Raw genomic sequence first — 22,348 nt, forward strand, 5'->3', positions numbered from 1 at the left:
AATACCACCATCACATCTGGGGCGTTAACAATTTTGTTGCGTCCTACCGGATATCAAAATAAATCCCCAGCGACAAATACATTTGGATCGTTAGCAAATAACCACTCTATATTCTGCTTAATTTCTACAATCCAGCCAAACTGTATGGTATTATTCGCCACTGGTTGTCCGTTACTATCTAAGTAGATGACCTCTGGCTGGGTCGGCGGTTGGATTTGCGATACCATAGCTTCGCCCTCTGAAGGATTTAAATCGGGATGCTTCCAAATTAGCAGACTCTTAAGGATGTCTGCGGGATGAATCTGGAGGAATAACTATCTATAACAGTACGATTGTTCTACTATAAACTGATTAAAGATAGTATTATTAAGGACTGTTTCATAGGAAACTCCCTCTTCGCCGCCCAATATGTCAGACAAACAGCTAGCAGCATCCTTGAACGGACATCTTCCTTACCCCAGCCAGAACAGCCAGAATACCATTCGGATTCGGGGTGCTAGGCAGCATAATCTGAAAAATATTGACTTGGAATTGCCACGCGATCGCCTGATTGTCTTCACTGGCGTTTCTGGTTCTGGTAAGTCTTCCCTAGCCTTTGATACCATTTTCGCTGAAGGGCAACGTCGCTACGTGGAATCCCTCAGCGCCTACGCACGGCAATTTTTAGGACAACTGGATAAGCCGGATGTGGAAGCGATTGATGGCTTAAGTCCAGCAATTTCCATTGACCAAAAGTCAACCTCTCATAACCCCCGTTCCACTGTCGGTACGGTAACAGAGATTTACGACTATTTGCGGCTATTGTTTGGTCGGGCTGGTGAACCCCATTGTCCGATATGCGATCGCTGTATTGCACCCCAGACAATCGATGAGATGTGTGATCGGATTATGGAATTACCAGATCGCACCCGCTTCCAAATTCTTGCACCTGTTGTCCGAGGAAAAAAAGGCACACACCGTAAGCTTTTGTCAAGTCTGGCATCTCAAGGTTTTGTCCGCGTGCGGATCAATGGCGAGATCCGCGAACTGTCAGATTCGATTGAATTGGATAAAAATCTTACCCACACCATCGAAGTGGTAATTGACCGCTTGGTGAAAAAGGCTGGTATTCAAGAGCGTTTGGTTGATTCCCTATCTACGTGTCTTAAGCAATCGGGTGGTATTGCGGCGATTCTTGTGAATTTACTTGGTGACGATGGACAAGAAAAAGAAGAAGAATTAGTATTTTCGGAAAACTTTGCTTGTCCAGAACATGGCGCGGTAATGGAGGAACTATCGCCGCGATTGTTCTCCTTTAACTCACCTTATGGTGCTTGTCCGCACTGTCATGGAATCGGGACTTTAAGAAGATTTGCGCCAGATTTGATCATACCCGACCCAGAAGCGCCAGTTTATGCTGCGATCGCGCCTTGGTCAGAAAAAGATAATTCTTATTATCTGGAATTACTATATAGCGTGGGACAGATTTATGGGTTTGAGTTACAGACAAATTGGAGCAAGCTGACAGAAGAACAGCAGCAAATTGTTTTGTATGGAGACAAAGATGAACGAACCGCAGAGGCACAGAGGAAACAGAGTTTTAAAGGTGCTATTCCAATTTTGCAACGGCAGTATGAGGGTGGTTCTGAATTAGTTAAGCAAAAATTAGAGCAGTATTTAATTGATCAACCGTGTGAGGTTTGTAAGGGAAAACGGTTAAAACCGGAAGCTTTAGCGGTGAAGTTGGGACAATATGGAATTTTAGAATTAACTGGAGTATCAATTCGGGATTGTCGAGAGAGAATTGAGCAATTCAAGTTGAGCGATCGCCAGTTGCAAATTGCTGATTTAGTCCTGAGAGAAATCAAAGCTAGATTGCAATTTTTGTTAGATGTAGGTTTAGATTACCTCACCCTTGACCGTCCAGCCATGACCCTTTCTGGTGGCGAAGCCCAACGAATTCGTCTAGCAACACAAATTGGTTCTGGTTTAACAGGAGTTCTCTACGTTTTAGATGAACCGAGTATTGGTTTGCATCAACGAGATAATGGCAGGTTGCTTAAAACCTTAACGAAATTGCGCGATTTGGGTAATACATTAATTGTTGTTGAACATGATGAAGAAACAATTCGTGCAGCTAACTACATAGTTGATATTGGCCCTGGTGCAGGAATTCACGGCGGAAATATTATCGCCCAAGGTGATTTTCAGGCGTTATTAGCAGCAGAAGATTCTTTGACGGGTGCATATTTATCAGGAAGACGGGTAATTACCACACCAGCAGAACGCCGAGAAGGAAATGGGCGCAGTTTGGGAATTAAAAATGCCCATCGCAATAATTTAAGAAATATAGATGTTGAAATTCCATTAGGTAAACTTGTCTCTATTACTGGTGTGTCTGGTTCTGGCAAATCTACCCTGATTAACGAGTTATTGTATCCATCTCTGCAACATCATTTAACAAAGAAAGTTCCCTTACCGAGACATTTGGATAAAATTCAGGGATTGAATGCGATTGATAAAGCGATCGTTATCGATCAATCTCCCATTGGACGCACACCACGTTCAAACCCTGCAACTTACACAGGAATTTTCGATGCCATTCGGGATGTATTTTCTCAAACAGTAGAAGCTAAAGCTAGGGGCTACAAACCTGGACAATTTTCCTTCAACGTTAAAGGTGGACGTTGCGAAGCTTGTAGTGGACAGGGTGTGAATGTTATTGAAATGAACTTTCTCCCAGATGTTTACGTGCAATGCGAAATTTGTAAAGGTGCAAGATACAACCGCGAAACTTTGCAAGTGAAGTACAAAGATAAGTCTATTTCTGATGTTCTGAGAATGACAGTTGAGGAAAGTTTAGACTTTTTTCAAAATATTCCCAAAGCGATCGCCCGCTTGCAAACTTTATTTGATGTCGGGTTGGGTTATGTTCAGCTAGGACAACCTGCGACTACCTTATCTGGTGGTGAAGCGCAACGGGTGAAATTGGCAACAGAACTATCTCGACGCGCCACAGGTAAGACACTTTATTTAATCGATGAACCGACAACAGGGTTATCTTTTTACGATGTCCACAAATTGTTAGATGTGTTACAAAGATTGGTAGATAAAGGTAATTCAATATTAGTAATTGAACACAACTTAGATGTAATTCGTTGTTCGGATTGGGTGATAGATTTGGGGCCAGAAGGTGGCGACAAAGGGGGAGAATTGATTGCTGTGGGGACACCGGAGGAAGTTGCAAAAAATCCCAGGTCTTATACTGGGCAATATTTACAGCAGGTGTTGAAACAGTATCCGGCGATGAAATCTTAGTCTTTTCCAAGTAGGGTGCATTACATATAGGTCATATCCAGGTCAAAAAAGCGGAGAAGGTTGTAGCAAACCTATTATGAAACTTCCTAACCGTGAATGCGCTATCGTTGAAATGGATAAAATCGCGGGTTACTGTCTCAACCCAGAACATCCAGAGGGAAAACACAAAGCCCGTGTATTTGAATCTGCACTAGACTTAAATTTAGATAATGCAGAAGAATTACAAGCTATCCTTTTACAAGCAGTAGCAAATTATGATGCTATCCCTGGTAAAAGGAATCCATACGGTCAAAAATATATCATTGATTTTCCCTTGAATCGTTCAGATAAACAGGCAATTATTCAAAGCGTTTGGATAGTGCGTAATAATGAAGGTTTCCCCCGCCTAGTCACCTGTTATGTAATCTAAGCAATGAGGTAATACCAATGAAACTATTAGATGTGGTTGCCCTAACCGAAGACTTACCAGAATTGGGATTGCATCGCGGTCAAGTAGGAACGATTGTAGAAGCTTATGAACCTGGAGTTTTTGAAGTAGAATTCAGCGACTTAACAGGAAAAGCTTATGCCGTAGAAACTTTAAATGCTAGCAAGCTAATGACTTTATATCATCAACCAATTGATGGGAAAACATTATTGGTTTAACTGCCCTCCCTACGGTACTTTTGAGGTCGGCTCAACACCCACAACACATCTGGTTCTGAGAGGGCGGGATTATAGCGATATAGCTAATTCTCTACAGTAAAACCCTCAGAGTGCTTATACACCAAAGGTTTTGTAAGTTCATAAAAAATATGTTCAGTACAGTAATAATACTATTGGATAAAAAAGCTACTGTTATAGAGAATAGATACAGAAAACATTGAGGTGTTAATAATGAGTACAAAAAATGATGATAATAATTTTGGAGAAGCAGCAGGATTTGCAGCAGGTGGTGCTGTGCTAGGAGGTGGTGCTGCGGCTACATTAGGGGGTATTGGTGTACTCGCTCCTGCCGCTGGTGTTGCGATTGGTATTGGGGCCGCTCCAGTTGTAGCAGCGGGTGCTGTTATAGGCTTGGCAGCTTATAGCATCAAAAAAGCTTTTAACTGGTAACTTTTAGATCAGTATTTTTCACATAACAAAACCCTCAAAGACTAAGCACTCTAAGGGTTTTGTCGAGATTTGGCGGTATACAGAAAATAAAATCAACAAATAAACAAACTTGCATCAACAAGCAAAAACTTTCCCAAAGCCTGAGCTTGTTCTTTCGTGATTACTAATTCGCCATTAATGATTTTAGTAACAATCTCGCTCGAACCAAGAATTTCTACCAAATCAGATTGTTCCAAACTCCTAGCTTCCATCAAATGCTTGAGTCTTGATTGAGGTGTTGAAATATTAAGCTGATAGTGTTTTTCTTCAAAATCCTCAATCAGTTTTACCAATAATTCTAACAAAGCATCTTCTTCAGGAGTCAGATGGGAACGAGAAAGCAGTTCTTCAACAGTTTCTAAAAACTTCTCGTTTTCCTCCTCTGTCTTGATAATCCGAGGTTGATGTTGAGACAGCAATTGGCTGTAAATGTCTAAGTTAAAAGTAATAGTCATTTTTCCAATAGCTAATTAGCCATCTTTCCCCTTTGCCAAAACTGCTTTAAAATCTCGCCTGGTTTACGATCCCATGTGTCGATATGCTCGTATATCAAATTATCTTGGTTTAGTTTATATGTTGAATAGCCATTAAAAAGCAAACCTGCTTTCCAAGGAACACGCAACACTCCCCGCACTGTCCACTTTGCTAAAATCGTGTCTTCGGCTGACTGAAAAACCTCATGCACATCAAAGTAAATTTGGGTAAAAAATAGCCGAGCGTGAAATCGCAAAGTCCAAAATATAATGCGATAGTTAAATTTGTATTTAAATGTATTTACCGGATCTTTAAAGTAGATATCCTGTGTATAGATGTCATAGGAGATATCTTTTTGAAAAAGTGTTGGTAAATCCTGTTTTAGAGTCTTAATTACCCGTTCCACTGGCAATTTAAATTCCATGCGCCTTTTCCCTTAAAAAAACTTTTTTAACAACCTTTCCACCCCTTGCCAAATTGAAGATGATCTGCTGTTGTCTACACCACTCCTACTCAAATCTAACAGAGTGGGAAATGATGCAGACTTAGCATAAGGCCCATTTCGCAAAACTTTAGCTAGAGTATTATTGTTCTCGCGCAAACCTTCGTAAAAAAAGAATACCTCTCCTTGAATACCAAGTTGGCGATTGTATTCAATTGCCTGCACCAGATATTTGGGACTAATACAATAACTGCCAAGCTTCATCAAAATCCCCGGTGCTAACTTCGGCAACGTCGCATCTGTGAACTGCTGGTTTACCAGTTTATCAGCGATCGCCTGATAACTCCTAAAGTCACGGCGATAAATCTGCGGCTGAATCATATCAACTATTCCCCGCTTCAGCCAGGTAGGTGAGTCTTGCAGATATTCCTGGAATGCCCAATCATAGATATTAGGTGCGATCGCTACTAGCAAGTTAGGATTAACTGCTTTCACCTCCCGGTAGAGACGCGCCAAAAAATCAGTGAGAATATCTGCACGCCACTGTAACCATTGTCTATCCTTGGGGTTCTGTGGCGGATTGTGAGCAAATTGCTGGCGATAACGTGCTACAGTTAGTTGCTCATAGCCACCTTCAGAGGGGAATGCTGGGAAGCGATCGTCACCTTGGACACCATCCACATCGTAATTTTTCACAACCTCCAGCACCAAATTCAAGAAGAATTCCTGCACCTGTGGGTCGAGTGCATTCAACCACTCAAAGCCGTTTTTCTTCAGTAAGTTACCGTTATAATCACGCGCAGCCCATTCTGGTTTTTTCTGTAAAAGTATACCGCCATTCAAATTGTAGGAACTGGCAAAACCGTATTCAAACCAAGGAATGACTTTTAACCCAACTCGCCGCGCCTCAACCACCAGTTCTTCTAAAGGGTCGCGGCCTACAGACATAGGATCAATTTCGACTCCAAAGGTCTGCTGCATTGTTTGACTAGGATATAAAGTTACTGCCTTATTCCAAACGACGGGGAATACCACATTAAATCCTGTCTCGGCAAGTAAATCCATCGCCTCAGCAATGCGTTGTTTTGACCTGAGAACTTTACTATCAGTAGTGGTCAGCCAGATACCACGTGTTTCTATTATTGCCATTTCTATAAATTGAAATTTTCGGCGCTGCACTATCTAAACATTGATTAGCCGACGATAACGCGCCTGTATTATTATGTAAATCCCATAGGCAATCAAACATAGTACACATTGGCAAAAATAAACTACTCATTCCAAATCGCTCAAAGCCGCGAAATTCGAGCTTTTTGACTTTTGACTTCCGCGCAGTAACACTAGTGCCACAATACCCAAAAACCATGCTTGTCCCAATGATAGCACTGGACTTTATTTACCGAAGTGAAATTAGTGGAGTGCCGTGACTTAAGAGTTCATTCTTTAGGTAGTCGTAAGTCAGTGGCAGAATTTGTTTAAATTAATAAATATTCAAAATAAACAACAGTTAGTAAATATAGTTAATGACTGTAATCGAGTTCCAAAATTTACCGAATCCACAGCAGTGTCAAAAAACTACACTGCCCAACTTAGGGCTAGTTTGCATCACCTCTGACAAACAAGTGCGCTTTCGGACAATGACGCGCACACGTTACTTAAAACTTTCTCTTAGTGAACGTGAAAGCGCCCTGAGTGAACTGTATCAGCATAACTTACAACGCTTGCATGACGCCCTCTCGTTTTGTCAGCAGAATCAAATTCAGCTGTATCGGATGTCTTCTAATTTCTTTGCTCTAAGTGACTTAGAAGACGAAATCGGTGCAAATATATTAGAGGCAATGAGCGCTGATTTAGCAACAATCGGTCAACGTGCAAATGCATTGAGTATAAGAATGGTATTGCATCCAGATCAATTTGTAGTGTTGAGTTCTGATTCTTCCTCAGTGGTACAAGCAAGTATCAATAATCTAGCAGGACATTCCCGTACACTTGACTTATTGGGCTTATCGCGATCGGCTTGGTCATTGATGAATATTCATGGTGGCAAATCTCAACGTGCTGAACAACTAGTAAAAGTAATTTCTTCACTACCAGAAAATATCAAAAGCCGCTTGACTCTAGAAAATGATGAATATGCCTATAGCGCCAATGAAATTTTAGCAGTATGTCAGCAAACTGGCGTGCCGATGGTATTTGATGCCCATCACCATATTTGCCACGAAAATTTAGATAGCTATGATCATCCGAGTGTAGCATCCATGTTTTATGCAGCGCAAGAAACTTGGACAAATCCAGATTGGCAATTAGTCCATATTTCCAATGGTGAACAAGCTTTCAATGATAGAAAACACAGCGACTTGATTACCGATATGCCCAACGTCTACCACCAAGCACCGTGGATCGAAGTCGAAGCCAAACAAAAAGAAAAAGCGATCGCATATTTGCGCTCTTGGTGGCTGAGGAAAAATAATTGTATCTAAATTAACACCAAAGTTTTTAGCTGACGAAAGTCTGTAGGGGTTATCCATGCAACACTATAAATGTAGTGCGTAAGGTTTCATAGGGTTTGTTACTGTACATCACTATCGTAATACTGTCTTTCAATAGATGTGAGTTTGCTCAAAATAATATTACACTTATTAAGTGCAGTATGATTATTTAGTATTTGATAATGTTGATATTTGATTAATTATGTCTTTAATAGAAAGTTATTGGAAACATGATTATATAACTACTAATGGGGTGAAACTACACTACGTTACCCAAGGGGAAGGCCCCTTGATGTTGATGTTGCATGGTTTTCCTGAGTTTTGGTACTCTTGGCGGCATCAAATACCAGAATTTGCCCAAGATTTTAAAGTCGTCGCCCTTGACTTACGTGGCTACAACGATAGTGATAAACCAACAGAGCAATCAGCTTATGTAATGCATGAATTTATCCAAGATGTTGAAGGAGTAATTAAAGCATTAGGATACCAAAAATGTGTATTAGTTGGACATGATTGGGGTGGTGCGATCGCTTGGAATTTTGTCTATGCTCACCCGGAAATGGTAGAACAATTAATTATCCTTAACCTGCCTCATCCTGCCAAATTTGCCCAAGGCTTACGCACTCCCCAACAGTTGCTGCGTAGTTACTACATGTTTATCTTTCAACTACCGTGGTTACCAGAATTACTTTTACAATCTTCAGACTACCAAGCTATCGAAACAGCTTTTAAAGGTACAGCAGTTAACAAGAGTGCTTTCACCAAAGCGGATATTGACGCTTATAAAGATGCTGCTGCAAAACGCGGTGCCCTCACAGCAATGTTGAACTACTACCGCAATATTTTTCAACAGAGAATGCTAAATCCAAATTGGGGCGTTCTAGAAGTGCCAACACTGATGATTTGGGGAGAAAATGATACTGCACTCGGCAAGGAATTAACCTACGACACCGCAACCTATGTCAGGGACTTTCAAATCAAGTACATTCCCAATTGTGGCCATTGGGTGCAGCAAGAACAACCTGAATTGGTTAATCAGTATATGCGAGAATTTTTGAGGACTTAAGCTAATAGTATTTGCTAAAAAGTATAAATACTTATCAAATTAGCCAAATTATGGCGAGTAGTGCAAGCTTTTAAAAAGATTTAACAGTGATTTAACACTGGCAGTTTTTTAGGGTTTATCGAGTAAAAATCGCCAAAAATCAGAATTAATGGCATTTGTGATCTCACTTTTATCCCTGTTTCATATCACAACCAACTTGTGAAGGCATAGATTGACCTCACAAAGTTTAGTGAGATAATAGAGTTGTGAGGGACAGAACGGACGCAACTTGATTATTAAAGGGGGAAAATTATGAAACTCCAGCTATTAGCGGCCATGGCCTTAGCAACTCCCCTATTTTTCGCTAGCTCGGTTAGAGCCGAGAATCCGCAGGACTTACAAAAACTGCTTTCAACTGGGGAATGTGTCCAGTGTAATCTATCGGGAGCTAACCTCAGTGGCGCTCATTTAATTGGTGCTGACTTGAGAGGCTCAAAGCTGCAAGGAGCTAACCTTGTAGGGGCTAACCTCGAAGGTGCTGACTTAACTGGTGCAAACTTAGCAGGTGCTAACTTAACATCAGCTTACGTAACCAATGTGAATTTGAAGCAAACCAATCTCAACGGAGTAAATTTTACTCGCGCGACGATTCACGATTCTAATGTGTATAAAGCATCAATGAATGATCTCAATCTCACTGATGCCGAAATATTTAACACTGGAATCGGGATTGGTGGAGAAGATGCCGAGATTCCCGATTGGAAATAGGCCCAACTGAGTAGGCAGGTTAAAATAAACAGAACATAGGTTTTTGCGGGTTTTAAATCAGAGAAACTGGTTTTTTGCCAGCATTATCCTTAAAATCTGCCTATACAAAAATAAAAAATTAACCCTTCTGCCTTGTAATCACTTTACTATGACGAAAGCAGAGGGGTTTCTTATTAAGATTGAGCCGATATCCACGCAAAAATGATCCTCCCTAACCCTCCTTAAAAAGAAGGAACTAGAGCAAGCCTTTTTAACGCCTTGTGATTACCAACATCTTTATAAAGTGGTTGTGTAATCAAATCAGCAGCCCAACACATATCCTGTAATCTCAACCAACCCCGCCATAAGGTCTACCAGGTTGGCAAACCATGTCCAGCTAAGGATTGTTTGCAAAGATTTGATGCCAGTAGAGACGTTGCAATGCAACGTCCCTACAGAGGTGTGTTTAGTTTACAGCAGCACTAACTAAACCATTGTGCCTGAGCAAAGCGATCGTACTTGGTTCACGACCTCGGAAAGTTTTAAACACCTCCATTGGATGCTGACCACCACCGAGTGCCAGCACCGTATCCCGATAACGTTGACCTGTAGCTTTTATAGCTTCTTCATCTTCTAGCCCAGCTTCTTCAAAAGCGGCAAAAGCATCAGCACTTAATACCTCGGCCCACTTATAGCTGTAGTAGCCTGCTGCATAACCACCCTCAAAAATATGTCCAAAAGCACATAAAATTGAATCTTCTGGAAGTGGTGGTAAAACCATAGTAGTCTTAGCTATGCGATGACGCACATCTGACGGAGTTTCATTACTACCAGGGCGATAACGGTAGTGTAATTCTAAATCAAGACTGCTCAGGTGGATCTGCCGCAACATGGCAGTACCACTCATATAATTACGCGCCGCTAGCAGCTTTTGATAGTAATGCTCCGGTAGGGCTTCACCAGTTTCATAATGCTTTGCCATTCCAAACAAAGTGGGTCGCTCATAACACCAGTTTTCCATAAACTGACTAGGTAGTTCCACTGCATCCCACTCCACGTTATTGATGCCTGCGGCTCCAGGATAGTCAACCTTAGTGAGCAGATGGTGCAATCCATGACCAAACTCGTGGAACAAAGTCTCTACTTCATAGAAAGTCATCAAACTAGGTTTACCATCTACGGGAGGACTTTGATTACACACCAAATAAGCTACAGGTAAGCGGATGGTAGTGATACCATTTTCAGTGATTTTGCCCCGATTGATGCACACATCCATCCAAGCACCACCGCGTTTCTCTGCTGGACGGCTGTAGGGGTCTAAGTAGAAGTAGGCTATGGGAGAACCAGTTTCATCAGCAATTTGGAAATAACGGACATCCTCATGCCATACTGGCGCTTGACCATCGGCAGAGGTGACAGTGACGCCAAACAGCCGCTTGACTAGTCCAAATAAGCCGTCTAACACTTGGGGAAGGGGGAAGTAGGGACGCAATTCTTCAGCGGTAAAGGCAAATTTTGCTTCTCGTTGGCGTTCTGCCCAAAAGCTGATATCCCAGTGTTTTAAATCCGTAGCTTCTGCTGCTCCCTGTGCCGCTGCAAAAGCTTTGAGTTCTGCCAAGTCTTTGACAGCAGCATCATAACTAGCGCGGCGTAGTTCTTCTAACAGGGCGTTGACTGCCTCAACGTTGGGAGCCATTTTACTAGCCAGGCTTAATTGAGCAAAACTTTTAAAGCCTAGTATATCTGCGAGTTCTTGGCGCAACTTCAAAATGCGCTCAATTAAGGGGTTGTTATCTAAATTGCCACCAGAAGCGCGGGTAATATAGGCTTTGTAGAGCTTTTGGCGCAAATCTCGACGGGTGCTGTGCTGCATGAAAGGGCCGTAGCTGGGGAAGTCTAAAGTAATCCGCCAGGGGCCATTTTCAAGTGTGGCGTTGCTTTCGCCAGCTGCACGAGCACCTTGGGCTGCTAAACTTACTAAGCTTGGTGGTAAACCGTCAATTTCCGCTTGTGTTGTTAGGGTTAGGCTGAAGGCTTTAGTGGCATCAAGTACGTGGTTAGAGAATTTGGTAGAAAGTTCTGCTAACTCCATCTGTATGGCGTTGAAACGTTCTCTTGCCTCTCCTTCTAAGCCAACACCAGAAAGTTCAGCATCTCGAATCGCGGCTTCTACAATGCGCTGTTGGGCTAATTCTAAAGTTGCCCAACTATCACTGGTACGGAGTGCCTTAAAAGCATTGTAGATGGGTTGGCTTTGACCGAGCTTGTTGATAAACTGTACAACTAGTGGCTGTACGATTTCATGAGCTTCGCGCAGTTCCGGGCTATTTTTAACACCCATTAAATGATTCACCACCCCCCAACTCCAGGTAAGCTGTTCAGTCAGCTTTTCTAAGGGTTCTACTAAACCACTCCAAGTAGGCTCTACATTAGCCTCTAAGGCGGCAAGCTGTTGGTTAAGTTCTGCCAGCAACTGATTGAAGGCTGGTACTACTCGTTCTGGTTTAATCTCTGCAAAGGGAGGTAAACCAACGCCTTGGAGTAGGGGATTGTCGGAAATAATAGTACTTGCACTCATGGTTTTGTGTGAACTGCGGATGTAATAAAAATCAACAATGATTTTTATTTATATATCTTCTAATGTAGCGATCGCTGTGCTAAATAGTCTTGTCATTCTGGCAATATAGCAAAAAAAACGAGAGTTACTCAGAAAATTATCTTGATACAGCTATTTTGTTTGGTTTGTCAACGATACCTGACAGGCAACAGTTCCAGAAATATCAGCGAAAGTCTCTGAGATAATATAATCATGCACTCATCTTCTCAACCAGTTGGCTAATTATGACTAGCCTCTTACCCAGTTCTCAACCAACAGAAGTTTTTTACCCAAGCTCGGATGGTGAACCTTTGGCAGAAAGTTATGTTCACTTATATGCTCTACTAGCAACTTTAGAAGTATTGAGGCAATATTTGCTGGGTAGGCAAGCAACGGTTTTGAGTAACCAGTTTCTCTACTATGCTCAGGGTTTTCCAAAGTTACGCGTAGCTCCAGATGTAATGGTGATTTTTAATATCGCTCCTGGAGGTAGGGATAATTACAAAGTATGGGAAGAGGGACAAGTGCCTGTAGTAATCTTTGAAATGACCTCGGAGGGGACTAAAAACCAGGACACGGGTTTCAAGAAGACGCTGTATGAGCAGTTAGGGGTACTGGAATACTGGTTATTTGACCCTAAGGGAGAGTGGATTAAGGAGCAATTGCAAGGGTATCGGCTGCAAGGCGAGGTGTATGAGCCAATTACAGATAGTCGATGTGAACCTTTGCAGCTGCGTTTGCAAATAGAGGGACAATTGATTGGTTTTTATCGAGAAGACACTGGGGAAAAGTTGCTGATTCCAGAGGAGTTAGCAGAGGCGCTGAAACAGGAAAGATTGGCGAGGGAACAAGCCCAAGAGCAAGCAAGACAAGCAGAGTCGCAGGTGGAAAGGTTGAAGGAACACTTACGTAGACGCGTTGGCGCAGCCTCTCGTAGAGAAGCGGCTTGTCGTTAGACATCGCTTGGTGTTGACCCTGATACTATTTAGCTATAGATTTACGATCGCTCTTAGCGGGTGCCTCGCATGATCGCAGAGTCCATTCACCGACCTCAACCTAACCAAAGGCGATCGCTAAAAGAGATCATAACGTATTATGTCAAACAGGTAGCTCATCCGCCAGCATGGGCGTTACCCTAAAAGCACAGTTTCAGCCCAAGAATCCCACGCTTTCAAGGCGTGATGTCCAATTAACTTAGCGTGATCAACCGTCCTTGCCGAACCCAGAAGGGAGGCTCTATTTTTATGATTTTATTTGGCAACTCATCTTTTTACTCGTAAAATCGAAGACAAGATCAAGGTCAGTAGAAAAGAGTCCCTAAATTAATGAGTACATTAATCAGTCACGGTGGAAGATCTATCATTAAATTTCAGATGGTAGATCGGATAAATGATATCGTTTGGCAGGCTCACCAAGGTAGCGTTGCTGCGATTATTCAGCTATTGAACGAAAAGCTAGCCAAGTCTGGTGTCAGAACTAGAGCCATTTTTTCTAATGGTGTCTTACAACTTCTGTGCGAGGCGGCTAGGGTAGAGCAACTTGAGCAATCTCCCCTAGTAGAACAAATCCAGCAAATTCTTGAGTCCATCGCCCCGCGTCACATTCGCCTGGTCAATATTAACAGTCGGATTGTTCGGGAACAACAATTACTTTGGTTAAAGGAAATAGATAGCGATCGCGAAAACCAATTGCTTTGGTCACAGGAAATTACATTAATTCAGCCCAATATTCTAAAGCAACTAATTAAAGATTTCACAGAAGCTCAAGCTGAACTAGGAAAACCAAATTTTCCTAAAGCTCCAGTCTCTCGTCCTTTAGTACTTATCAACAAAGAAAAACACGAAAATAAACCGAAAAAAAAGATATTAGCAGCGGCTGGTTTATGCTCACTTTTGTTGCTTGGTTGGGTTGTTTATGCCCAGTTAGGTAATAAACTGAAAAACCTAATGCAACTAGAAACTTCCAAATCTTTAACTACAGAAAATATTAACGATAATAAAGCTCAGACACCATCCCGTGCTCCTAACAATAGCCTTTCTCAGCCATCTGATGACCCATTTGCAATATCTGTGCGAATTGCCAACCAAGCTTCTGCATCTGGTAAAACAGCCACAACCTCAACTCAGTGGTTAGAGATTGCTGCTAAATGGCAACGGGCTTCAGATTTAATGGGCACGGTGCCACAAAACCACAGCCGTTATCAGGAAGCTAAGATTCGTACTCAACTATATAAGAAATACAGTGAGGCGGCGCAGAAAGAAGCCGATAAGAGTAAATCTTAGTTTTTTCTTATTAGAAGACTTCGAGTACTGATTAGTATTTTAGCAGTGGTAAATGGATTATTTATTTTATTTACTTTTCGCACTTCACCTAAGCGCGTAAAACGAATTTAAATATGTCGCCGCTTCGATTCTAGCTAACGCTTTCGTTGGGGAATGGGAGCAAATTCCCCACTTGGTAATATTAATTGTGCCGTAGAATAGGTGCGAAATTGAACTCCTGGCATCTTATTTTGTTGCTGGATTTTCAGCAGTTCTTTAACGCTATTTGCAAGTCCCTTAACTTAACGTGAATTCGACGGATAGAAAAGCCCAAAAAGCCCACTAGATAGGAATTTGCTTAACTGGGCAGGTGAAGTGCGATGCTTGCGGCGGACAACTCTTGGAGAGGCTACGCCCTAAGCGTAGCTATGCCGCAGGCTTTACGCCTACGCTACAATAGATGGAGAACGGGTAAAAAAGTCACAAAAAAAGACCGAGACTAAGAATATCTAACAGCATTTCTCCAATAGGGGACTTAATTGTGTTTGTTTTTTGACTTTGAGGATCTGAGCTTGGCGATCACTAATCTGAAAGTTCCCAACACAGCTTTTCAGTCGCCGTTTACACCCTTTACTTGTGCCTGTACGGCTTTCGATAAAAAAAGGGTAAGTTTTGGTCCCACTTGTTCCAACAGGTGCGTGCGAACTGCTGTCTCAATTCCTTCGAGTGTCTGTAGTTGTTCGGTAGGCGTATCCTCATATAATATCTTCGCAATCGCTTGCACATGCGATTTTATAGCTGCTTCTTGTTCTGGAGTCATCCGGTGTTGCCTTAGCTAGAGATTTTTTATCTTCTCTCATTACGCTTACCTTGCAAAACTGAGATGCACCCCTTGTGTTTTTCTGCACGACTACTCATTTCACTTATAATAATAGCAAAATCCTATCTACTCACTGACAGACACAAAATTTTGTCATCAAAAAAGTCTATGTTATGGGGTACAAACTTTAAAGTTGCATAATCGAAGTACAATGTTGTATGTCTATTAAACTTTTATTCTGTGGCTGTATTCATGGCAATGAATATATAGGAAAATATATTTTCGATCATTATCCGTTGGGAAAAAATGAATACTTCATCTGTAAGTCAATAATTGCAAATCCAGAGGCTATGTACCTAAACCAACGGTTCATTGATACTGATTTGAATCGCTCTTTTCCAGGAAGATTAGATGGTAATTATGAAGAGAGACGTGCTTACCAACTTAGCAAAGTTCTATCTCAGTTTGACTTAATAATCGACTGGCATCAGACTTCTAACGATATGGATGACACTATTTTAGTTCATGATTTAACACCTGAATTCTACGAAATCTGTCAATTCTTTAACATTAAGCACATAGTTACTTTAGATAAAGGAGATAGTTACTACGATGGTACACTGTTGGGGCATGTGAAAAATAGTATAGCTGTAGAGTATGGTCGCTTGTATGATTTTCAAGATGCTTGCCAAAGGGTAGAAAAAGATATTCAAAACCTTTTAGCTAAACGAGTGGTAAACATAGACCACAATTACTATCGTATTTTAGGTAGTGTAGGAAAGGAATTTGAGTCCAAATTGAATTTAAAAAACTATCAAAAACTGACAGAAGAAGAGCGAGAAATATTGGGTATCTACGAAGATAATGTATACCCAATTTTTATTGGTACTGAGGTATACCAGGGAGTCTATTGCATACTTCTTCAGAAGAAACAGATGTCTGTAGTTTAGCGGGTCATGAACTTTCAGTTCAGCACGACGGATGAAAATCCTTATTCCTTTTGACTTCTGCCGTCTACCTTATTTTCAGGGAGCATCCCAATTTGGCAAAAAGACGGGGAGAATCAAAAATTATTCGCGAGTTTTCATCGCGAATAAAAGGGGCTATACATGAACACCGCAATTCGAGAGAATTAATAATGTCAAAGAAGTACAGACAAGCCAATGACACCCGAAGATAAACAGCTGGGTTAACTCAGCAGTTCTCCTGTTTCTTGCAGGGAGTGCAAGCGGCGGTAAATACCCTCGTGACGCAACAGTTCATTGTGGCTACCCACTTCTACAATCTTTCCTTGCTCCAGAACCACAATTTTATCTGCTTCTCGCACTGTGCTTAGACGATGGGCAATCACGATGGTGGTACAAGTGCCCTGAATCGATCGCATTGCTAGCTGAATCGAACGCTCAGACTCATAATCTAAGCTAGAGGTGGCTTCGTCAAAAACTAGGACGTCTGGTTCCACTAGCAACGCCCTGGCAATTCCCAAGCGTTGTCTTTGTCCTCCAGATAACCTGACACCTCGTTCTCCTACGATGGTGTAATAACCTTGGGGTAAGTGCTGCACTACTTCATCGACTCTGGCAATTCTACAGGCTTCCTGAACCTGCTCCAAGCTGGCATCTGGTCTACCGTAGGTGAGATTATCCAATATAGTACCGTTAAAAACGTCTACTTCTTGGTGAACGATCGCTAATCTCCGTCTATATTTACCCACATCCAAAGTGCGAATATCTTGACCATCAATCAGAATTTGACCTTCTTGAGATTCAAAATATCGCAACAACAATTTCACTAAAGTAGACTTCCCAGAGCCGGAACGCCCCACTAATGCCACTGTTTGGTATGGCTCAATCAACAAGTTAATATCTTGCAAAACTTGACGGTTAGCATCATATCCAAAACTGACGTGCGACAACTCAACTTTCCCAGTAAATTTATAAGGTGATTCTGCCTGCTTGCTCTCTTCTAAAAGACTATCTGAATCAGATGCAGTTGGCTCTTGGAGAAATTCGTGAAACCGCAGCATGGAAGAGTAACGACGGGCGAAAACTTCTGCCAAGTTAGTAATAGGTTCTAATTCGGCATATGCCATGCTGGAAAGAGTTAAAGTCATGACAAAGTGACCAAGAGAAATTCTCCCATCTATTGTTGCTGCTAAAGTCAAACTCAGGATAGTAAACACGCATAACTGAATTATGGTTCTTTGCCAAGTAGCCAGTTTCACATAACCTTTGTGGATGCGATAATCAATGATCATTAATTCACGATCTAAACGTTGCTTTTGCCGTTTCAGTTCCCTAGCTTCTGTAGCAAATGCTTTCACTGTTTTGATATTGGTGATCAGTTCAGAATTGCGGCTTTCGGTATTCTCTGCATATTTATTCAGACGACTTTCGTAGCTAATCAATTGCTGTAAATCCTTCAAGCTGAAGCTGAGAATAATTACAAAGGAAATTAGATATAAAATCGCAATCCGCCACTCAATCACCAAAATAAACACAAAAATTCCCAGTCCACGAACCAGTTTAGGAATTAACTGGCCAGCGATTTCGGGATACGCCCAAGTGTGGTTCTCAACACCTCTAGCTATTCTTCCGGCGATGCGTCCGGGGTTATTTTCGTCATAAAATTCCAGTGGGAGAGTAAGAATTTTGGCGATGGCTGCTTCGGTTTTCTTTCGACGCGACCTAAAAGTTATATCCCAGTGAAACCAAACAGTCAACCAGGGCTGTGTTGGCGCTTTCACTACGGTGACAACGAAAATTAAACCCAGTAATACACCCAAAGATAGAAGTTTATTAACAGGGTAATTGGTGATGTCTGAAACAATTGCGATCGCACTTTCAAGTGGTTTATCCAAAGGTTGACCAGACAAAATGTTTAAAATCTGTCCGATCGCATAAGGGACAACCAAATCAATGATTTCGTAAATGCCGGATGTCGCAACACTGAAAAGACCTAGCTTCCAGTCAGAGCGAAAGTAATTGACAATATCTTGAAATTTGGCCATGTGCACACCGTCCAAGAGCGCGATCGTAAACTTGGAATTTTATATACTACAGTTGTAATACAAACAAGTCAAGGGCTAATAGGTTTAAATGACTCCTTTGAAGTAGTAGACATTTGCGCTGGGACAAATTTTAGGCGATAGCGATAGAGGGCAACAGGTCGAAAACCAGCTTTAAAGTAATCTGGATCTTGGGGTGAAAGATAGACAGCAGTAACTTGATCTGCCTCAATCGCCAGATTAGCTGTTGGTAGTTTATGATAAGCGGTGGTAGATTCTACAGAGTTGAAATAGGGGCGTGAACCGCCTTTAAATAGTTGTTGAAACACTTCTGTAGTGATGAACTTGCCATTAGGGGCAGTTTCTGTGGCCCGTGCAGTCACAATGGAAACTAGTTGGTGACTGTTACGCAAAAATGTAATCTGACGATTAGCTGAATCTGGATCTACTTTAACTAATAACACTGCTTCATCCCCTAAATAAGCCCGTGCCAAATTCAAGCTATTAAACGCTCTATCTGCGATTAAAATTGGGGATTTGTAATCTGTCTGAGGAAATATTTTTAACCCAGAAAAATGTGGTTGCTCTTTCACAAATCTTACTACAAAACTTACAGGCTGATTTAATTGTCGGCGATTACCTTCAAACCCTGGTGTTAGGATATCTGGTGCTAAAGGCGCAACTAAATCTACCAACGTACTCGTAACTTGCCAAGAACCAGCCATCCATTTAGGGTAAACCAAATCACCCGAAGCTGGTTGGACTGAAGTTAATTTTTCCCATTGGGGAAAATTTGCTAACCGTTGAGATAACTCTCCTGCAAGAGCTTCGCCACTCCACAATAGCAAAAAAACTAGCAAGCAAAAACTCCAAATTACCTTCATTGTCCGCATTAGCAGTTTTGTATTTATCGATTAAAAATTAAGTAAGTTTTTGTAAAAAATTAAAAGTTTGTACTAAGTGGTTTAACGCTCAAGCCCTGACTAAAAACTAATCACAGAGTTTTACTTTTTTTGCATAGTTCAGTTTATTTGCGCCAATTTACTTAATCTATGAGATAATAATGCACTTCAGCTCTTGTGTATCATCCTGCTAGCTATTCACCCACAGAATATCGTTTAGTCACTAATTTACCATCACAAAAAGCCAACATAGTTAAAGATACTTAACCGCACAATCCCAAATTATGGTAACAGTATGACATTGGCATTAGGTATGATTGAAGTTTATGGCGTTCCCACAGCAGTAGAAGCGGGAGATGCCATGTGTAAAGCTGCCCGGATCACCCTTGTTGGTTATGAAAATACTGATTTGGGGCGAATTACCGTGTTAATTCGGGGGGTTGTAGGCGAGGTAAATGTGGCGGTGACAGCAGCACTAAAGGCGGTTCTGCGAGTTAACGGCGGCGAGGTGCTTTCTTATCATATTATTCCTCGCCCCCACGAAAATTTAGAATATGTTTTACCGATTCATCGCAGCGTTAATGTGGAGCAGTTTAGTGCAGATATCCGATTTCCTCTACCCCTATCAGTTTAGCCGGATTAAATTTCTGCTGGTAAAGGTTGCCAAATATCTCCATATTGCTCCCGTAAAGCTTGCCAAGTTTCTACCTGACCTGATTCATATTCTCCCGGTTTACCCCATTGCAAAAATAGGCTTAAAGCAGGCTCCTGTTTCTCATCTAAAAACCGAATGGCATAGGTTGTAAAATTACCCCTTTTCGCTTCACCTGTTTCAAATTTCACTTGAGTAATTTTGTCCATATTCAAGTGAAACTCAAAGCCTTCGGTGTGCATATTCGCATACTTACCCTTTGGTAATTCTGCATAAAATAACTTTTCTAGCTTACCCCTTGCTTCTAATACAGCAGCGCTGCTAGTGACAATTAGACGCAATGTTCCAAGAGTCTCACAAGCTGCTAAAAATTCTTTCAAAGTAGTACTCATAAATTGTTATCCTTTGTTATTTGTTGATGCCCTATGTCTATTTTTCGTATTGTTCATAAGCAGCGACAATGCGCTGAACTAGAGGATGGCGCACGACATCTTTTTGGGAAAATTCGCAAAAGGCAATGCCTTCAACCTGTTTTAAAACTTGTAAAGCCACTCCTAAACCCGATTGTTGATGAAGTGGTAAATCAGTTTGTGTCATGTCGCCTGTAATCACCATCCGAGAACGGAAGCCCAAACGAGTCAAAACCATTTTCATTTGAGCGGGTGTAGTATTTTGAGCTTCATCCACAATTACAAAAGCGTTATTCAGGGTGCGTCCCCGCATATAGGCGAGTGGTGCGACTTCAATCACACCACGTTCCATTAAACTGGGTACTTTTTCTGGGTCGATGAATTCATAAATAGCATCGTAAAGTGGGCGAAGATAGGGATTAACTTTCTGCTGCAAGTCTCCAGGCAAAAAGCCAAGTTTTTCACCGGCTTCGACGGCAGGACGAGTTAAAATTAGCTTTTCAACCTGGTTAGCAAGGAGTGCTTGCACAGCGACAACAACGGCGAGATAAGTCTTGCCGGTACCAGCAGGCCCAATCCCAAAGGTGAGGTCACGCCTACGGAGTGCGTCGATATATTGACGTTGGCGAAAGGTTTTAGCACGGACTTCTTCACCCCGACGAGTTTTAGCAAGAACATCTCGCTGTAAATCTTGCAGTTCCCCTTGACGATCGCTATCTATGGCTTGACGGGCTGTTGAAATATCGGCACTGGAGATAGTATTGCCTTTAATCCAGAGGTCTTCAAGCGATCGCACTAATCGAGAAGCCAGATCAATTTGCCCTTGGGTACCACAAATCAGTAATTCCTGTCCGCGTAGCACTAAACTGGCTCCTGTTTGCTGAGATAGGGTTTTGAGATTTTCTTCTCCTTCTCCTGCAAGAGCGATCACACTGGGAATATTCGGCAGCTGAATTGTTAAGGCACCTGCCATAGTATTTCTTAATTGGTGAGGATCTGTATTTGACAAAGGTTAATATTTTCTTGCTAACGGCGAAATTACGCTTTTATTACTTACATTTTTGAAAAATCTTGGCAACAAATGAATCGGCTGTAGGGGCGTACAACTGTACGCCCCTACTATCAGCAGTATGGTACTGGTGAAGAGTTCAAAAAAAGATCCAAAAATCTTTTTGCTACTTTCCATCTTTACAAAAATTCTGAGCGGAGGTGATCACAACCGCTCAGACTTGCTCTGTAGTTTTAACCTAACGGAGACGGGGTTTAACAATGGGTTTAGGCCCATCATTTGCCCGCGGTTCTCTCCTAGTCGGCGGTGGCGATCGCTCTTCTGTGTCTTCTTCAAAAGACATACCCTCGCGGCCCGGCGTGGTGCTGCCGTAGATATCCAGATATACTGATTGCCCAGCAGTAGCAGCTGCTGCGGCAATTACTGTACGAATCGCCTGAATATTACGTCCCCCTCGACCAAACACTTTTCCTTTATCTGTGCTATCAAAGGCGATGCGAACCCAAACCCGATTGAGGGTTTGAGAAATTTCACAATCGACGCTTAAAGTCTCTAGAGATTCTAAAAACGGCTCCACCAAAAACTGAACCAGCCCAAGATAGTTGGGACTAGCTGTTGGGGATATTGTTCCGGAATTATGATGCGGCTGTGGCACTGACCTGTTCAAAAACATTGGCTTTTACTAAAATGCGACGGACGGTGTCAGTGGGTTGAGCGCCTTGTTGTAGTCGCTTGACGATGCCGGGAACGTCTAGTCGCACTTCATCGGTTCTGGGGTTGTAGAATCCCAACTCTTCTAGGGGACGGCCATCACGGCGAGTGAGGCTGTTAATGGCGATAATGCGGTAACTTGCTTCCCGCTTTTTACCGTATCGCTTCAAGCGCAGTTTGATCATGGTTGAAGAATCATTCTCCTGTTGGTTGTTAGATATTAGTTAGTAACTAGTTGCTGAGGAAGTAACCTAAATCTGGCTGCTGCCGAGAAATTGAGGGTCAGCTTCCTGTGTTCATCAAATCTGAGGCCGAAATGCTAATTTTAGCACTGCCTAGCATTTGCTGCTAT

23 protein-coding genes are annotated in these 22,348 nt (G+C 42.0%); 11 read left to right on the forward strand and 12 right to left on the reverse strand.

Annotated elements, in window-relative coordinates; all coding sequences use genetic code 11:
- Positions 1 to 53: 53 nt before the first annotated feature.
- The gene (locus tag Q0541_RS13395; protein WP_366941868.1) at positions 54 to 227 is read right to left on the reverse strand and encodes a hypothetical protein; all 174 of its coding nucleotides are present in this window, start codon (positions 225 to 227) and stop codon (positions 54 to 56) included.
- 181 nt (positions 228 to 408) lie between these two features.
- Between Q0541_RS13395 and uvrA the strand changes: the two genes are divergently transcribed.
- The 4 genes from uvrA to Q0541_RS13415 all read left to right on the forward strand — a co-directional run bounded on the left by uvrA (position 409) and on the right by Q0541_RS13415 (position 4,392).
- Positions 409 to 3,297, forward strand: a complete 2,889-nt coding sequence (uvrA, locus tag Q0541_RS13400) for an excinuclease ABC subunit UvrA (RefSeq protein WP_298910996.1) — start codon at positions 409 to 411, stop codon at positions 3,295 to 3,297.
- Between the two features lie 76 nt (positions 3,298 to 3,373).
- A complete protein-coding gene (locus tag Q0541_RS13405) occupies positions 3,374 to 3,706 on the forward strand; it encodes a DUF6883 domain-containing protein (protein ID WP_298910999.1) in 333 nt (110 codons plus the stop codon).
- 17 nt (positions 3,707 to 3,723) lie between these two features.
- Positions 3,724 to 3,942: a DUF4926 domain-containing protein gene (locus Q0541_RS13410; protein WP_298911002.1), complete on the forward strand. Its 219-nt coding sequence runs from the start codon at positions 3,724 to 3,726 to the stop codon at positions 3,940 to 3,942.
- 231 nt (positions 3,943 to 4,173) lie between these two features.
- Positions 4,174 to 4,392 carry a hypothetical protein gene (locus Q0541_RS13415; protein ID WP_298911004.1) on the forward strand — a complete coding sequence of 73 codons (219 nt, stop codon included), beginning with the start codon at positions 4,174 to 4,176 and terminating at the stop codon, positions 4,390 to 4,392.
- Positions 4,393 to 4,484: 92 nt separating this feature from the next.
- On the opposite strand, the gene Q0541_RS13420 is transcribed toward Q0541_RS13415, so the two are convergent.
- Genes Q0541_RS13420 through Q0541_RS13430 form a run of 3 tightly spaced genes read right to left on the reverse strand, consistent with a single transcriptional unit; the run spans position 4,485 to position 6,496 of the window.
- Positions 4,485 to 4,886, reverse strand: a complete 402-nt coding sequence (locus Q0541_RS13420) for a transcriptional regulator (RefSeq protein WP_298911005.1) — start codon at positions 4,884 to 4,886, stop codon at positions 4,485 to 4,487.
- Positions 4,887 to 4,897: 11 nt separating this feature from the next.
- Positions 4,898 to 5,329 carry a DUF2358 domain-containing protein gene (locus Q0541_RS13425; protein ID WP_298911007.1) on the reverse strand — a complete coding sequence of 144 codons (432 nt, stop codon included), beginning with the start codon at positions 5,327 to 5,329 and terminating at the stop codon, positions 4,898 to 4,900.
- 12 nt (positions 5,330 to 5,341) lie between these two features.
- Positions 5,342 to 6,496: a family 10 glycosylhydrolase gene (locus tag Q0541_RS13430; RefSeq protein ID WP_298911009.1), complete on the reverse strand. Its 1,155-nt coding sequence runs from the start codon at positions 6,494 to 6,496 to the stop codon at positions 5,342 to 5,344.
- Between the two features lie 374 nt (positions 6,497 to 6,870).
- Between Q0541_RS13430 and uvsE the strand changes: the two genes are divergently transcribed.
- From uvsE to Q0541_RS13445, 3 genes are all read left to right on the forward strand, one after another.
- On the forward strand, positions 6,871 to 7,827 hold the full coding sequence (uvsE, locus tag Q0541_RS13435) for a UV DNA damage repair endonuclease UvsE (protein ID WP_298911011.1): 957 nt from the start codon (positions 6,871 to 6,873) through the stop codon (positions 7,825 to 7,827).
- Positions 7,828 to 8,038: 211 nt separating this feature from the next.
- Positions 8,039 to 8,902: an alpha/beta hydrolase gene (locus Q0541_RS13440; RefSeq protein WP_298911014.1), complete on the forward strand. Its 864-nt coding sequence runs from the start codon at positions 8,039 to 8,041 to the stop codon at positions 8,900 to 8,902.
- Positions 8,903 to 9,193: 291 nt separating this feature from the next.
- A complete protein-coding gene (locus Q0541_RS13445; RefSeq protein WP_273766479.1) occupies positions 9,194 to 9,649 on the forward strand; it encodes a pentapeptide repeat-containing protein in 456 nt (151 codons plus the stop codon).
- 445 nt (positions 9,650 to 10,094) lie between these two features.
- Here the strand turns inward: Q0541_RS13445 and Q0541_RS13450 are convergent, their stop codons facing one another.
- Positions 10,095 to 12,206, reverse strand: a complete 2,112-nt coding sequence (locus Q0541_RS13450) for a M3 family metallopeptidase (RefSeq protein ID WP_298911016.1) — start codon at positions 12,204 to 12,206, stop codon at positions 10,095 to 10,097.
- Positions 12,207 to 12,469: 263 nt separating this feature from the next.
- Between Q0541_RS13450 and Q0541_RS13455 the strand changes: the two genes are divergently transcribed.
- Positions 12,470 to 13,180, forward strand: a complete 711-nt coding sequence (locus Q0541_RS13455) for a Uma2 family endonuclease (protein ID WP_298911018.1) — start codon at positions 12,470 to 12,472, stop codon at positions 13,178 to 13,180.
- Positions 13,181 to 13,597: 417 nt separating this feature from the next.
- The gene (locus Q0541_RS13460) at positions 13,598 to 14,506 is read left to right on the forward strand and encodes a hypothetical protein (RefSeq protein WP_298911020.1); all 909 of its coding nucleotides are present in this window, start codon (positions 13,598 to 13,600) and stop codon (positions 14,504 to 14,506) included.
- 589 nt (positions 14,507 to 15,095) lie between these two features.
- On the opposite strand, the gene Q0541_RS13465 is transcribed toward Q0541_RS13460, so the two are convergent.
- Positions 15,096 to 15,305 carry a hypothetical protein gene (locus Q0541_RS13465; protein WP_298911022.1) on the reverse strand — a complete coding sequence of 70 codons (210 nt, stop codon included), beginning with the start codon at positions 15,303 to 15,305 and terminating at the stop codon, positions 15,096 to 15,098.
- 218 nt (positions 15,306 to 15,523) lie between these two features.
- Here Q0541_RS13465 and Q0541_RS13470 point away from each other — a divergent pair, with 218 nt between their 5' ends.
- Positions 15,524 to 16,255 (forward strand): succinylglutamate desuccinylase/aspartoacylase family protein, encoded by a 732-nt coding sequence (locus Q0541_RS13470; RefSeq protein WP_298911024.1) that lies wholly within the window; start codon positions 15,524 to 15,526, stop codon positions 16,253 to 16,255.
- Positions 16,256 to 16,494: 239 nt separating this feature from the next.
- Here the strand turns inward: Q0541_RS13470 and Q0541_RS13475 are convergent, their stop codons facing one another.
- Together Q0541_RS13475 and Q0541_RS13480 are read right to left on the reverse strand one after the other, a co-directional pair.
- Complete coding sequence (locus Q0541_RS13475; RefSeq protein ID WP_298911025.1) at positions 16,495 to 18,315, reverse strand: ABC transporter ATP-binding protein; 1,821 nt, start codon at positions 18,313 to 18,315, stop codon at positions 16,495 to 16,497.
- Positions 18,316 to 18,383: 68 nt separating this feature from the next.
- On the reverse strand, positions 18,384 to 19,205 hold the full coding sequence (locus Q0541_RS13480; RefSeq protein ID WP_298911028.1) for a DUF6816 family protein: 822 nt from the start codon (positions 19,203 to 19,205) through the stop codon (positions 18,384 to 18,386).
- Between the two features lie 304 nt (positions 19,206 to 19,509).
- Between Q0541_RS13480 and Q0541_RS13485 the strand changes: the two genes are divergently transcribed.
- Positions 19,510 to 19,848, forward strand: coding sequence for a carbon dioxide-concentrating mechanism protein CcmK (locus tag Q0541_RS13485; protein ID WP_298911031.1), 339 nt, complete (start codon positions 19,510 to 19,512; stop codon positions 19,846 to 19,848).
- 5 nt (positions 19,849 to 19,853) lie between these two features.
- On the opposite strand, the gene Q0541_RS13490 is transcribed toward Q0541_RS13485, so the two are convergent.
- The 4 genes from Q0541_RS13490 to rpsP all read right to left on the reverse strand — a co-directional run bounded on the left by Q0541_RS13490 (position 19,854) and on the right by rpsP (position 22,181).
- Entirely contained in the window at positions 19,854 to 20,258 is a 405-nt protein-coding gene (locus tag Q0541_RS13490) for a ChuX/HutX family heme-like substrate-binding protein (protein WP_298911033.1), read from the reverse strand.
- Positions 20,259 to 20,295: 37 nt separating this feature from the next.
- On the reverse strand, positions 20,296 to 21,249 hold the full coding sequence (locus Q0541_RS13495) for a PhoH family protein (protein WP_298911036.1): 954 nt from the start codon (positions 21,247 to 21,249) through the stop codon (positions 20,296 to 20,298).
- A 274-nt stretch (positions 21,250 to 21,523) separates the two neighbouring features.
- A complete protein-coding gene (locus Q0541_RS13500; RefSeq protein WP_298911039.1) occupies positions 21,524 to 21,958 on the reverse strand; it encodes a KH domain-containing protein in 435 nt (144 codons plus the stop codon).
- On the reverse strand, positions 21,921 to 22,181 hold the full coding sequence (gene rpsP / locus Q0541_RS13505) for a 30S ribosomal protein S16 (RefSeq protein ID WP_298911042.1): 261 nt from the start codon (positions 22,179 to 22,181) through the stop codon (positions 21,921 to 21,923). The genes Q0541_RS13500 and rpsP overlap by 38 nt, the downstream gene beginning before the upstream one ends.
- Positions 22,182 to 22,348 lie beyond the last annotated feature (167 nt).

The sequence above is a fragment of the uncultured Nostoc sp. genome, assembly GCF_937863485.1.
Taxonomy (GTDB): Bacteria; Cyanobacteriota; Cyanobacteriia; order Cyanobacteriales; family Nostocaceae; genus Nostoc.

Coding starts and splice junctions, on each gene's coding strand:
- Q0541_RS13420 (WP_298911005.1), bottom strand. CDS start 4,886: ATGACTATTACTTTTAACTTAGACATTTACAGCCAATTGCTGTCTCAA.
- Q0541_RS13500 (WP_298911039.1), bottom strand. CDS start 21,958: ATGTTTTTGAACAGGTCAGTGCCACAGCCGCATCATAATTCCGGAACA.
- Q0541_RS13495 (WP_298911036.1), bottom strand. CDS start 21,249: ATGGCAGGTGCCTTAACAATTCAGCTGCCGAATATTCCCAGTGTGATC.
- Q0541_RS13395 (WP_366941868.1), bottom strand. CDS start 227: ATGGTATCGCAAATCCAACCGCCGACCCAGCCAGAGGTCATCTACTTA.
- uvsE (WP_298911011.1), top strand. CDS start 6,871: ATGACTGTAATCGAGTTCCAAAATTTACCGAATCCACAGCAGTGTCAA.
- Q0541_RS13480 (WP_298911028.1), bottom strand. CDS start 19,205: ATGCGGACAATGAAGGTAATTTGGAGTTTTTGCTTGCTAGTTTTTTTG.
- Q0541_RS13430 (WP_298911009.1), bottom strand. CDS start 6,496: ATGGCAATAATAGAAACACGTGGTATCTGGCTGACCACTACTGATAGT.
- Q0541_RS13445 (WP_273766479.1), top strand. CDS start 9,194: ATGAAACTCCAGCTATTAGCGGCCATGGCCTTAGCAACTCCCCTATTT.
- Q0541_RS13465 (WP_298911022.1), bottom strand. CDS start 15,305: ATGACTCCAGAACAAGAAGCAGCTATAAAATCGCATGTGCAAGCGATT.
- Q0541_RS13490 (WP_298911033.1), bottom strand. CDS start 20,258: ATGAGTACTACTTTGAAAGAATTTTTAGCAGCTTGTGAGACTCTTGGA.
- Q0541_RS13415 (WP_298911004.1), top strand. CDS start 4,174: ATGAGTACAAAAAATGATGATAATAATTTTGGAGAAGCAGCAGGATTT.
- Q0541_RS13410 (WP_298911002.1), top strand. CDS start 3,724: ATGAAACTATTAGATGTGGTTGCCCTAACCGAAGACTTACCAGAATTG.
- Q0541_RS13425 (WP_298911007.1), bottom strand. CDS start 5,329: ATGGAATTTAAATTGCCAGTGGAACGGGTAATTAAGACTCTAAAACAG.
- Q0541_RS13475 (WP_298911025.1), bottom strand. CDS start 18,315: ATGGCCAAATTTCAAGATATTGTCAATTACTTTCGCTCTGACTGGAAG.
- Q0541_RS13470 (WP_298911024.1), top strand. CDS start 15,524: ATGTCTATTAAACTTTTATTCTGTGGCTGTATTCATGGCAATGAATAT.
- Q0541_RS13405 (WP_298910999.1), top strand. CDS start 3,374: ATGAAACTTCCTAACCGTGAATGCGCTATCGTTGAAATGGATAAAATC.
- Q0541_RS13485 (WP_298911031.1), top strand. CDS start 19,510: ATGACATTGGCATTAGGTATGATTGAAGTTTATGGCGTTCCCACAGCA.
- Q0541_RS13450 (WP_298911016.1), bottom strand. CDS start 12,206: ATGAGTGCAAGTACTATTATTTCCGACAATCCCCTACTCCAAGGCGTT.
- Q0541_RS13440 (WP_298911014.1), top strand. CDS start 8,039: ATGTCTTTAATAGAAAGTTATTGGAAACATGATTATATAACTACTAAT.
- uvrA (WP_298910996.1), top strand. CDS start 409: ATGTCAGACAAACAGCTAGCAGCATCCTTGAACGGACATCTTCCTTAC.
- rpsP (WP_298911042.1), bottom strand. CDS start 22,181: ATGATCAAACTGCGCTTGAAGCGATACGGTAAAAAGCGGGAAGCAAGT.
- Q0541_RS13460 (WP_298911020.1), top strand. CDS start 13,598: ATGGTAGATCGGATAAATGATATCGTTTGGCAGGCTCACCAAGGTAGC.
- Q0541_RS13455 (WP_298911018.1), top strand. CDS start 12,470: ATGACTAGCCTCTTACCCAGTTCTCAACCAACAGAAGTTTTTTACCCA.